Source organism: Pseudomonas sp. Leaf129, from assembly GCF_001423465.1.
GTDB classification, from domain to species: Bacteria; Pseudomonadota; Gammaproteobacteria; order Pseudomonadales; family Pseudomonadaceae; genus Aquipseudomonas; species Aquipseudomonas coleopterorum.
This window is the reverse complement of sequence record NZ_LMOC01000006.1, coordinates 41,748-53,310: the sequence shown is the minus strand read 5'-3', so window position 1 is coordinate 53,310 and position 11,563 is coordinate 41,748. Positions and strand designations below refer to the sequence as shown.

The following is an 11,563-nucleotide window of genomic DNA, read 5'->3' as shown; positions in this document are numbered from 1 at the left end:
GTCAGTCGCGCTGCGGCGGCAGCATGCGTTCGAGCATGCCGTCGCGCCGCACCGCCACGTGCCATACCGTGGCGGCCACGTGCATGACGATCAGGCCGTACACCGCAAACTGGCCCCACACATGGACGGTGTTGGCCAGTTTGCCCAGGTCCTCGTTCTTGGCGAATCCAGGCAGCGATACCAGGCCGAAGAACGGCACGTCCTGGCCATTACCCGCCATCAGGTAGCCAGTCACCGGCATGGCCAGCAGTACGGCGTACAACAGGCCATGGTTCAAGTGGGCGAGCATCCGGGTGCACGCGCCAATGTCCGAACGATAGGCCGGAGCTGGGTGCCGCCAGCGCCAGGTCAGCCGGATCAGCACCAGCAGGCCGACGCTGACGCCCATGGATTCATGGGCCAGGTACCAGAGCACCCGCACCGGGCCGGGTGGGAAGTTCTCCGCGACCCAGACACAGGGCAGTACCAGGCACAGCGCGGCGACCGTCAGCCAGTGCAATGCCTGGGCGAAGCCGTTGTAGCGTTCGATCACCATCCTCTCACTTCCTCAAGCGCCGCACCTGGCGGACGTATCTCGATGTCGGCGTGCCGACCGGCGGCACCCACTGGGTCATAGTATGTCCGTTACTGCCGTGGTGCGAACGGCGTACCGGTCAGGCGGGTATTGTCCGATGACCCTATAACCGCCAGTCGGAAAAGATGAATCGATTCACGTTTCTGTTTCATTTCATTCAATAGCGGCCAGTCGGTGCCGATAGCCCCTGCAACTACATAGCGGACCTATCGGCCATGCAAAAAACCCTGAAATTCAGCCACAAGATTCTCCTGGCCGCCTCGCTCATCGTGACTGCAGCCTTCGCGCTGTTCACCTTGTACAACGATTACCTGCAGCGCAACGCCATTCGCGACGACCTGGAAAGTTACCTGCATGAAATGGGCAGCGCTACGTCCACCAACATTCAGCACTGGCTCTCGGGTCGTATTCTGCTGGCCGAAACCCTGGCCGAGAGCGTTGCCTTGAACCCCAGTGCCGAGGCCGTGGGCGCTTTGCTCAAGCAGAAAACCCTGCTGGCCAACTTTGACTTCGCCTACCTGGGCGATGTCTCCGGCAACTATTTCCTCGAACCACCGGACACCATGCCCGAAGGCTACGATGCACGCACGCGGCCCTGGTACACCGATGCCATGAGTGCGCGTCGGACCGTTCTCACCGAGCCCTACATCGATGCCGCCAACGGCAAGACCATCCTCACCATCGCCACCCCCGCCATGAGCAGCAATGGCCAGCCGGTAGGCGTGGTGGGTGGCGACCTGAGCCTGGACACGTTGGTCAAGACCATCAACTCACTGGATTTCGACGGCGGTGGCTACGCCTTTCTGGTCAGCGGTGATGGCAAGATCCTGGTTCATCCCGACAGTCAGTTGGTCATGAAGTCACTCAAGGACGTGTACCCGCAGCACACCCCGCGTATCGGCGATGACGTGACCGAGGTCGAACGCGATGGCCGTGCCTCCATCGTTACTTTCGCCAAGGTCGAGGGCTTGCCTTCGGTGGACTGGTACATCGGTCTGAGCATGGACAAGGCCAAAGCCTACGCCATGCTCAGCCAATTCCGCAGCTCGGCGGTGATCGCCACGATCGTCGCCGTGGTCCTGATCATCGCCTTGCTGGGCATGCTGATTCGCCTGCTGATGCAGCCGCTTCATACCATGGGTCGGGCCATGCACGACATCGCCGAAGGCGAGGGCGATCTGACCCGTCGCCTGAGCATCCACAGCGCCGATGAATTCGGCACCCTGGCCCTGTCCTTCAACCGTTTCGTGGAGCGTATCCACGACTCGATCCGCGAAGTGTCCTCGGCCACCGGCCAGGTCAACGAAGTGGCCCAGCGGGTTGTCAGCGCTTCGAACTCTTCGATGCTCAACTCCGATCAGCAGGCCAATCGCACCAGCAGCGTGGCGGCGGCCATCAACGAACTGGGCGCCGCCGCCCAGGAAATCGCTCAGAACGCCGCTCTGGCGTCGCAGCACTCCAGTGCCGCGCGCAATCTGGCCGCCGATGGCCAGGCCGTGGTCGGCCAGACCATCAACGCCATGAACCTGCTGTCGCAGAAAATCAGCGGCTCGTGCGGCAACATCGAAAGCCTCAACGCCAGCACGGTGAACATCGGTCAGATTCTGGAAGTGATCACCAGCATTTCCCAGCAGACCAACCTGCTCGCGCTCAATGCCGCCATCGAAGCGGCGCGGGCCGGTGAAGCAGGGCGCGGCTTCGCCGTGGTCGCCGACGAAGTGCGCAATCTGGCGCACCGTACCCAGGAATCGGCTCAGCAGGTGCAGGGCATGATCGAGCAGTTGCAGGTGGGGGCGCGCCAGGCCGTCATCCTGATGAACGAAAGCCAGGGCCAGAGCGAATCCAGTGTCACCATCGCCAACCAGGCCGGCGAACGTCTGGTCAGCGTGACCCAGCGCATCGGCGAGATCGACGGCATGAACCAGTCGGTGGCCGCAGCCACCGAAGAGCAGACTTCGGTGGTGGAATCGATCAACGTCGATATCACCGAGATCAACACCCTCAATCAAGAGGGCGTCGAGAACCTGCAATCCACTCTGCGTGCGTGCGCCGACCTCGAACAGCAGGCGTTGCGCCTCAAGCAACTGGTCGGCAGTTTCCGCATCTGATCACCCCAGCGCCGGCACGACGGCTTCCAGGGAAGGAACCGCCGCCGGCTACAGATCCATCGCCACGCTGAAGGTCAGGTTGCGCGGCTCGCCGGGCATCGCCCAGTAGTTGCTGTAGGAACGCTCGAAGTACTTCTCGTCGAACAGGTTGTTCAGGTTGACGCCCAGGGTGACCTTGTCGCTGGCCTTGTAATGCGCCAGCAGATCGACCGTGTGGTAGGCGGGCAGCTCGAAATTGCCCCCCGACTCCCCGGACCGGTCGCCCACGTAGGTGAACGCTGCACCGATATCGGAACCGCGCAGCCGACCATCCTGAAACTCATAGACGCCCAGCAGGCTGGCGCTGTTGCGTGCCACACCGAGCAGGCGGCTGCCCTTGGGCACGCTGGCGTCGCCCTCTGTCACCTCGGCATCGATCCAGGCGTAGGCGCCGATCACACGCAGCGCGTCGCTCAGCTGGCCGCTGAACTGCAGGTCGACGCCCTGGCTGCGTGCTTTGCCGATGGCCCGGTTGAGGTTGCTCGTCGGGTCCAACGCCAGCACGTTTTCCTTGTCGATGTGAAAGGCTGCCAAGGTGGCGCTCAGGCGTTCGTCGAACAGTTCGGCCTTGAAACCGGCTTCGTAGCCGATGCCTTCTTCCGGGTCGAATGACTTGCCACTGGCATCCAGTCCGTTGTTGGGCTTGAACGAGGTGGACGCATTGGCGAACACACCCCATTGCGGCGTGAGCTGGTAGAGCAGCCCGGCACGCTGGGTGAGGGCATCCTGGCGCTGGGTACTGCGGTTGCCAGTGGTGTAGTCGGCGATGCGCTGGTCGAAATGCTCATAGCGAACCCCCAGCATGCTGCGCAGCTTTTCGCTGAAGACCAGTTGATCCTGCAGGTTCAGCGCGTGGCTGCGCACATGCTCGCGGAAGTCGGTGCCCGAACGCGCGCCGGTGGGTTTGGCCTGGCCATACACCGGATTGAATACGTCGATGGGATAGGCACCGGCTGTGTTGGTCACCCGTTCGTTCTTGCGGTAATCCTCGTACTCGGTGCCGATCAACAGTTCATGCTGCACGCTGGCGGTGTCGAGAAAGCCACGCAGCTCGACCTGGCTGATGCTGTCGTGCCAATCCATGTCGCGCTCGCGATAGCGGCGGTTGACGGTGCGTCCGTCGGCGTTGAGCGCGCGGGCCTCGCTGGCATCGCCGCTCAGCTCGCCCTGTTTGTAGTGACTGGCCACACGCAGTTGCCAGTCGTCGCTGAGGCGGTGCTCCAGCGCGGCCTGGATACGGTTGTTGTCGTTGTCGATGAAACCGTCGTTGGGCTCGCCGAGAAAGGTCCGCCGCGAGCCGCCACCCCAGCCGTTGCCCGGGGCCACCACGCCGCGGTCGAACACCGACTGGTGCCGCACCAGCTCGGTCTCCACCAGCAATGAAGTGTCCGGATCCAGTTGCCAGCTCAGCGACGGCGCCACGTACAACCGCTTGCTCTGCAGATGGTCACGAAAGCTGTGGTTGTCTTCCACCGCCAGGTTGACGCGGCTGAGCACTTGGCCTTCGTCATCGAGCGGGGTGTTCAGGTCCAGGCTGGTGCGGTAGCGATCCCAGGACCCGGCACTGCCGTACAGACGGGCGAAGGATTCGGCCTGCGGTTTCTTGCTGACGATGTTGACCGTCCCACCGGGGTCGCCCCGCCCGTACAAGCTGGCGGCCGGCCCCTTGAGCACCTCGATGCGCTCGATGCTGGACACGTCCGGTGTAGCGGGGTAGCCACGATTGGCGCTGAAACCGTCGCGGTAGAACTCGGAGGTGGTGAAGCCGCGCACGCTGTATTCATACAGGGTGAGCCCGCCGAAGTTGTTCTGCTGGGACACCCCACCTGCGCATTGCAGGGCCCGCTCCACGTTAGTGCTGCCCAGGTCCTCCAGGACCTGTACCGGAACCACGCTCACGGCCTGGGGGATGTCCTTGATCGCAGCGTCGGTCTTGGTCGCGCTGCCCGAGCGCGTGGCGCGGTAGCCGGTGACCGGGCCATGGGCCGTCTCCATTTCGCCGCCAGCGGTGACGCTGATGGCTTCCAGTTCAAGGGTCTCGGGCGAGGTTTCGGCATAGGCGGGCAACCCCAGCACGCTGAAGGCGAAGCCGGCCAGGGGGGCGAAGCGAGGTGAGCGCATGTGCAGCAGTCCATTGGTGATTATAGTTATATTATAACGTAATGAATTGCGCCGTTGCCTATCTCTTTTCTACATCCTCTGGAAGCGGTGTTCCTCCTTGAGCAGTCACTGTGGCGCTTGGTCGCAGCTTGGCGCTCGAGAATTATTGATCTGGATCAATGGCCGTCTGGCGGTGCGGGCAGAAAATCCGCCCACCTACCGACCCGCCCGACACCGAGTACCACCCATGTCCGGACACTTCGACTTCCTCAAGAGACCGCTCGCGCGGGAAATCGCCGTGATTGTGCTGATCAAGCTGGTCCTGCTGCTGGGCATCCGCAGCCTATGGTTCGACGCGGGCGTAGACGTCAAGGATGACGGCACCACTGTTGGCCAGCATGTGCTCGGCTCCGCTTCCCCACCTCTCGAGAAGAACCTGAAATGATCTCCGAATCAGTCGTCGACCTCTCTCGGCTGCAGTTCGCCATGACCGCGCTCTATCACTTTCTGTTCGTGCCCCTGACCATCGGCATGGCGTTCCTGCTCGCCATCATGGAATCGGTCTACGTCATGACCGGCAAGCAGGTGTACAAGGACATGACCCAGTTCTGGGGCAAGCTGTTCGGCATCAACTTCGCCCTGGGCGTGACCACGGGGCTGACCATGGAACTCCAGTTCGGCACCAACTGGGCCTATTACAGCCACTACGTGGGCGATATCTTCGGTGCGCCGCTGGCCATCGAAGGGCTGATGGCGTTCTTCCTCGAATCGACCTTCATCGGCTTGTTCTTCTTCGGCTGGGACCGCCTCTCACGCAAGCAGCACTTGGCGGTGACCTGGCTGGTGGCGCTGGGCTCGAACCTTTCCGCGTTGTGGATCCTGATCGCCAACGGCTGGATGCAGAACCCGGTGGGCGCCGAGTTCAACTTCGTCACCATGCGCATGGAGCTCACCAGCTTCACCGACCTGCTGTTCAACCCGGTGGCCCAGGTCAAGTTCGTCCACACCGTGGCCGCCGGCTACGTCACCGGCGCGGTCTTCATCCTGGCGATCTCCAGCTGGTACCTGCTCAAGGGCCGCGACATCGCTTTTGCCCGGCGCTCGTTCGCCATCGCCGCCGCGTTCGGCATGGCGTCGATCCTCTCGGTGATCGTGCTGGGCGATGAGTCCGGCTACGAGATCGGCGACGTGCAGAAAACCAAATTGGCCGCCATCGAAGCCGAATGGGAAACCGAACCGGCACCGGCCGCCTTCACCTTGTTCGGCCTGCCCAACCAGGCTGAACAACGCACCGACTACGCGGTGAAGATCCCCTACGTCATGGGCATCATCGCCACCCGCTCGGTGGACAAGCAGGTCACCGGCATCAAGGACCTGGTGATCGAGCACCAGGCACGCATCCGCAATGGCATGCAGGCCTACGCACTGCTGGGGCAACTGCGTGGCGGCGACCTCAGCGAACAGACCCTGAGCGCCTTCAATCAGGTCAAGAAAGACCTGGGTTATGGCCTGCTGCTGAAGAAGTACACCGACACCGTGGTCGACGCCAGCGACGCGCAGATCGAGGCCGCCGCGTTGGACTCGATTCCCGGTGTCGCGTCGATCTTCTGGACCTTCCGCCTCATGGTGCTCAGCGGCGTGCTGATGCTGGGGCTGTTCATCTGCGCCTTCTGGGCCTCGATCCGCCGTAACGAAACACGCAAACCCTGGCTGCTCAAGTGGGCGCTGTTCAGTCTGCCGTTGCCGTGGGTCGCGACCCAGACCGGCTGGTACGTCGCCGAACACGGCCGCCAGCCCTGGTCGATCGGTGAAGTGCTGCCCACCCACCTGTCGGCGTCGAGTCTTTCCACGGGTGACGTCTGGGGATCGCTGCTGGCCCTGGCCGCGTTCTACACCGTGCTGCTGGTGATCGAGATGTACCTGATGATCAAGTTCACCCGGCAGGGCCCGAGCAGCCTGCACACCGGTCGCTATCACTTCGAGCGCGGGGCGGCGTTGCCCCACGGTCCGCTACAGGGAGCCATCTGATGCTCGATTACGAGAATCTCAAGTTGATCTGGTGGGTGTTGGTCGGCGTGCTGCTGATCGGCTTTGCCCTGACCGACGGGTTCGACCTGGGTGCCGCTGTGCTGATGCCCTTCGTCGGCCGTAACGACAACGAGCGCCGGGTGGTGATCAACACCATCGCACCGCACTGGGATGGCAATCAGGTCTGGTTGATCACGGCTGGCGGCGCCTTGTTCGCAGCCTGGCCACTGGTCTACGCCGCGGCCTTCTCCGGCCTTTACTGGGCCTTGCTGCTGGTGCTGTTCGCCCTGTTCGTGCGTCCGGTGGGCCTCGATTACCGCAGCAAGCTGGCCAACACGCGCTGGCGGCAGAGCTGGGATTGGGGCCTGTTCATCGGCGGTGTAGTCCCAGCCTTGGTGTTCGGCGTCGCCTTCGGCAACCTGCTGCTGGGCCTGCCGTTTCGTTTCGACGACACCTTGCGTTCCAGCTACCACGGCTCGTTCTGGCAACTGCTCAGTCCCTTCGGCGTGCTCGCCGGCGTGGTCAGCCTGAGCCTGCTGAGCCTGCACGGCGGGACCTGGCTGATGATGCGCACCGAAGGCGCGATCGCCGGACGCGCCCGGCAGGCTGCCATGGCCATGGCGGTACTGTTCGTGCTGGCCTTCGGCGGCGCCGGTGCCTGGTTGGCGAGCGGTCATGTGCAAGGCCTGGTGATCAGTTCGAATCTGGATCCGCAACTGGCGCTCAACCCCTTGGCCAAGACGGTCGTCAGCGGCAACCCAGGCTGGATGGGCAATTACGTGCGCCATCCGCTGACGGCCATCGCGCCGGTGCTGGGCATGCTTGGCGGCGTGCTGGCGCTGTTGGCCGCCGCAGGCCGACGCGCCTCGCTGGCCTTCGCCGGCAGCAGCCTGGCGATCGTCGGCACACTGTGCACCGCAGGCTTTGCGCTGTTCCCGTTCGTCATGCCCTCCAGCCTGGATCCGGCGTCGAGCCTGACCGTGTGGGACGCGGTGTCCAGTCACAAGACCCTGCTGATCATGCTGGTCGCCGCCGGCATCTTCGTGCCCTTGATCCTTGGCTACACCCTGTGGTGCTACCGCCGCATGTGGGGCCGGGTCACCACCGCTCAGATCGAGCAGAACGCGCACAGCCTTTACTGAAGGAGCCTGACTATGTGGTATTTCGCCTGGATTCTGGGAGTGCTGCTGGCGTGCAGCCTGGGCATCATCAACGCCCTGTGGCTGGAAGCCTCCAACGCTCTGGACGAGGACCCTGCGGATGAACGCTGAAGCGGCGCCCGCGCTGCGCACGCCCGGCTGGCGCTGGCTGTCATTGCTGCTCGCCGGACCGATCAGCCTGGTGTTGCTGCTGCACCCGGTGGCCTTGCTCGATGCCCAGGGACATTACAGCCATGGCCTGCTGAGCCTGATGATGTGGGGCATTGCCGCCGGCTATGTGCACGGGGTCGGCTTCGACCCGCGTGCCTGGGCCTGGCGCCTGATGTTTCACCCCTTGCTGGGGTGGGCCTCGATGGCCCTGGGTTACTGGGTACTGTTGCGTAACCTCTGAACCCACCCACAAAGGGTGTTCAGGCCGCGCGACGCAGCGAGATGAACATGGCGTCGTCGGCCAGGATGGCGGCGATCATCGCACCGGTTTCGGCCAGGCGCCGGGCCAGGTCCTCGTCCGGAATGTGCAGGTCCCAGCGCGTCGAGTTGTCTTCCAGCATCGGCATATCGTCGACTTCGCGCAGCGCGGCAAGGAACGCGGCGGGCTGGGGCAGGTAGGTGGTGAAACCGTCGCCCTTGAGCGCCGCCGTATGAATGCCCAACTGCGCGCAGACCTGTGCCTTGGCAGCGATGTCGTCACGGTCGGCCTGGCGCGATTGTTCAATCAGCGCCGCCAGCGGCGCGTCCACCAACTGCCCGCCGACAATCAGCGCAGGGCCCGTGGCCCAGGCTTCGCTGGGGCAGTCCTTCATGTCCGGACGCAGCGGGATGTGCGGATTGATCTCCATCGGATAGATGCGACACACCAGCGGCCGCTCGGCATAGATACCGCAGCGGTTGTCGGCATTCAGATTCCGGCAGGGGCCCAGGTTGTAGGCTGCGAAGGTGATCGAGACGTAGGCGGGCGCGCTGCCGCACAGCACTGGCAGCGAGCGACGGCGGGCATGTTCCTGCTGCGCGTGGCTGAGGTTGAGGCTGTGCAAACCGGGGCCGTTTTCCAGGAAAGCCTCGAGCAACACGATCAACTGACCGCCATCCTCCGCCCAGCGCCGCGCCTCGGCCAGGGTCAGCGGTACGTGGTGATCGCTGCAGCATTTGCCGCACCCGGTGCAAGAAAAACGTGTGTCCATGCAAACCCCGTCTGAACTGGATGAATGACGAAAACGTGGCGCTTCGTCATCAGTGAGAGGGGAGAGAGCAGATTTCGTGCCAGCCTGGCTTCAGCCTCCGAGCAGGTCATGGGCGTCCAGCAGCCTGTAAGCCACTTGAGGGTTCTTTTCCAGGCCGCGACGGATGGCCGCCGGAATCGACTGCCGCGTCTTGCGACACAGTCCCGGCAACGCCTCGATGTGAATGGCGATGCCGCGCATGCTGCGCACGGTGCTCGCGCCTGGCGTGACTTCCACGCGCAGCCCCAGCTGCTCGAAGATGCGTTGTTGCAGGCGCCGCAGCTCCTCCAGGCTTTCCACGTTCTCCAGGCGTTCGAGCAGGCGTTTCTCTTCCTCGCGAGTTAGGCGCAGGATGCGCAAGTCGGCGTCGGGTAACGCGTGCAGCCGTTCGCGCTCGCAGATGCAAGCGCCGGGCGGGCAGGGTTGGCGTGCGACAGGGGCCATGTTCATGACCCGCAGCATAGCCATGGTGCAGGTGATTTGCACAGGGGCTGTCGACAGGCCGGGTGCTCGTCCATACTGGCGCGAATTCATCCGTTCCCAAGGCCTTACATGTCCAGAAGTCGGCTCGCCGTGCGCCATGGCGCACTGAGCATCCTCCTTGTACTGCTCGCCGCCTGTTCCACCCAGCGCGCCGGTCAACCCCCGGCGCCTTCGTCCGAGCAGGTCCGCGCCAAGCTCGTGCAGCTGTTGCCCGGCAAGGTCGCCGACCGTGAGGGCTGGGCCGCCGATATCGAAACCGCCCTGAAGGTGCAGGACATCGCCGGCACCGACGACAACCTCTGCGCAATACTGGCGGTAGCCGAGCAGGAGTCCACCTTTCAGGTCGATCCCAGCGTGCCGGGCCTGGGCAAGATCGCCCGCCAGGAAATCGACCGCCGCGCAGGGCGCGTGCACGTGCCCGGTTTTCTCGTCGACACTGCCCTGGGCATCCGCTCGGGCGACGGCAAGACCTATGCGCAGCGGCTGGAAGCCGCGCGCTCTGAGAAACAGCTCAGCGAAATCTTCGATGACTTCACCGGTATGGTGCCTCTGGGCCGACAGCTGTTCGGCACCTTCAACCCGGTGCGTACCGGCGGGCCGATGCAGGTCAGCATCGACTTCGCCGAGAAACACCGAGCGGGCTACCCCTACACGGTGGACGGCTCGATTCGCCGCGAAGTGTTCACCCGGCGCGGCGGCATGTATTTCGGCATTGCCCATCTGCTCGGCTACCCGGCCAGCTATGAACGACCGCTGTATCGCTTCGCCGACTTCAATGCCGGCTGGTACGCCAGCCGCAACGCCGCGTTCCAGAACGCCGTGAACCAGCTGTCCGCCAGCCGCCTGGCGCTCGACGGTGACCTGATCCGCTACGACTCCAGCGCCGCGAGCAATACCGAGCTGGCAGTGCGGGGGCTGGGCAACCGCTTGAACATGAGCGACCGCGACATTCGCCGTGCTCTAGAAGAGGGGGAGACCCTGGATTTCGAGAAGACCACGCTTTACCAGCGTACCTTCGCCCTGGCCGACAAGGCCGCTGGCAAGCCGATACCACGCGCGATCCTGCCCGGCATCAAGCTGCAGAGTCCGAAGATCACCCGCAACCTGACCACCGCCTGGTTCGCCCAACGCGTCGACGAACGCTACGCCCGCTGCATGGCCCGCGCACGCTGAGCCTGATCGGCGTGCTCAATCCGCGCGCAGTACCAGGGGTTCGGCCAGGCTGTAGCCGAAACCGCGCAGGGTCTGCAACGCCTGCGGGCAGTCCAGCTGGGCGAGCTTGCGGCGCAGGTTGCACACGTGGCGTTCGATCAGTGCGGTCCTGGGCTCGAGGCCCGTGCCCCATAACTGCTGCTCGATGGATTCCCGGCTGACCGCACCGGGAGTGCTTGCCAGCATGGCCAGCAAGCGATGCTCGCTGACCGTCAGGCTCTGTTGACGTTTGCCCCGCCCAACCATCAGCCGTGAAGGCGACAGCCACAGACGCGATGGCGGTAGCGCCGTCGCCCGGGGGCGCGGCCGAGTCAAGGCCTGCAGGCGCGCCAGCACTTCGGCAGGGGCCACCGGCTGCGCCAGGCACGCATCGGCACCGGCGCGCAGCGCCGCGATGCGCGCCAGCCGGTCGTCCTCGGCCAGCAGTACCATTACCGCAGCATCCCCTCGTTTCGCCAGGCAATGTTGCAGCAGGCTATCGCCGGGTCGTTCCAGCGCCAGGACGATGAAGCCGTACCGTTCCTGTGCCAATGCCTGCGCTGCGGCGGCCGTGTCGACCGTGTTCAGGGCCGTGTGATGTTGCGCCAACCCCTGTTGCAGGGTCGGATCGGGCGTATCGCTGATATAGAGCAGGTTCAT

Annotated in this window: 12 protein-coding genes; 7 read left to right on the top strand and 5 right to left on the bottom strand. The window is 64.0% G+C overall.

Annotated elements, in window-relative coordinates:
* Window position 1 precedes the first annotated feature (1 nt).
* Window positions 2–535 (bottom strand): cytochrome b, encoded by a 534-nt coding sequence (locus ASF66_RS08350; RefSeq protein ID WP_056843509.1) that lies wholly within the window; start codon window positions 533–535, stop codon window positions 2–4.
* Between the two features lie 254 nt (window positions 536–789).
* Here ASF66_RS08350 and ASF66_RS08345 point away from each other — a divergent pair, with 254 nt between their 5' ends.
* Entirely contained in the window at window positions 790–2,682 is a 1,893-nt protein-coding gene (locus ASF66_RS08345) for a methyl-accepting chemotaxis protein (protein ID WP_056843508.1), read from the top strand.
* Window positions 2,683–2,730: 48 nt separating this feature from the next.
* Here the strand turns inward: ASF66_RS08345 and ASF66_RS08340 are convergent, their stop codons facing one another.
* Complete coding sequence (locus tag ASF66_RS08340; RefSeq protein ID WP_056843507.1) at window positions 2,731–4,842, bottom strand: TonB-dependent siderophore receptor; 2,112 nt, start codon at window positions 4,840–4,842, stop codon at window positions 2,731–2,733.
* A 226-nt stretch (window positions 4,843–5,068) separates the two neighbouring features.
* On the opposite strand from ASF66_RS08340, the gene cydP reads away from it, so the two are divergent.
* From cydP to ASF66_RS08315, 5 genes are read left to right on the top strand one after another with little or no spacing between them, the layout of a single operon-like run.
* Window positions 5,069–5,266: a cytochrome oxidase putative small subunit CydP gene (gene cydP, locus ASF66_RS08335; RefSeq protein WP_056843506.1), complete on the top strand. Its 198-nt coding sequence runs from the start codon at window positions 5,069–5,071 to the stop codon at window positions 5,264–5,266.
* Window positions 5,263–6,849 carry a cytochrome ubiquinol oxidase subunit I gene (locus ASF66_RS08330; RefSeq protein ID WP_056843505.1) on the top strand — a complete coding sequence of 529 codons (1,587 nt, stop codon included), beginning with the start codon at window positions 5,263–5,265 and terminating at the stop codon, window positions 6,847–6,849. The genes cydP and ASF66_RS08330 overlap by 4 nt, the downstream gene beginning before the upstream one ends.
* A complete protein-coding gene (cydB, locus tag ASF66_RS08325) occupies window positions 6,849–7,991 on the top strand; it encodes a cytochrome d ubiquinol oxidase subunit II (protein ID WP_056843504.1) in 1,143 nt (380 codons plus the stop codon). Before ASF66_RS08330 ends, cydB begins: the two co-directional genes overlap by 1 nt.
* Before the next feature lie 12 nt (window positions 7,992–8,003).
* Window positions 8,004–8,120 carry a cytochrome bd-I oxidase subunit CydX gene (gene cydX / locus ASF66_RS08320; protein ID WP_056843503.1) on the top strand — a complete coding sequence of 39 codons (117 nt, stop codon included), beginning with the start codon at window positions 8,004–8,006 and terminating at the stop codon, window positions 8,118–8,120.
* A complete protein-coding gene (locus ASF66_RS08315) occupies window positions 8,110–8,400 on the top strand; it encodes a cyd operon YbgE family protein (protein WP_056843502.1) in 291 nt (96 codons plus the stop codon). Before cydX ends, ASF66_RS08315 begins: the two co-directional genes overlap by 11 nt.
* A gap of 19 nt (window positions 8,401–8,419) precedes the next feature.
* Here ASF66_RS08315 and ASF66_RS08310 read toward each other — a convergent pair whose 3' ends face one another.
* Both ASF66_RS08310 and ASF66_RS08305 read right to left on the bottom strand, forming a co-directional pair.
* Window positions 8,420–9,190, bottom strand: a complete 771-nt coding sequence (locus ASF66_RS08310) for a YkgJ family cysteine cluster protein (protein WP_056843501.1) — start codon at window positions 9,188–9,190, stop codon at window positions 8,420–8,422.
* Window positions 9,191–9,280: 90 nt separating this feature from the next.
* The gene (locus ASF66_RS08305) at window positions 9,281–9,679 is read right to left on the bottom strand and encodes a hypothetical protein (RefSeq protein ID WP_056843927.1); all 399 of its coding nucleotides are present in this window, start codon (window positions 9,677–9,679) and stop codon (window positions 9,281–9,283) included.
* A 102-nt stretch (window positions 9,680–9,781) separates the two neighbouring features.
* Between ASF66_RS08305 and ASF66_RS08300 the strand changes: the two genes are divergently transcribed.
* On the top strand, window positions 9,782–10,885 hold the full coding sequence (locus tag ASF66_RS08300) for a DUF1615 domain-containing protein (RefSeq protein ID WP_056843500.1): 1,104 nt from the start codon (window positions 9,782–9,784) through the stop codon (window positions 10,883–10,885).
* 15 nt (window positions 10,886–10,900) lie between these two features.
* On the opposite strand, the gene ASF66_RS08295 is transcribed toward ASF66_RS08300, so the two are convergent.
* Window positions 10,901–11,563: a response regulator transcription factor gene (locus ASF66_RS08295; protein ID WP_056843499.1), complete on the bottom strand. Its 663-nt coding sequence runs from the start codon at window positions 11,561–11,563 to the stop codon at window positions 10,901–10,903.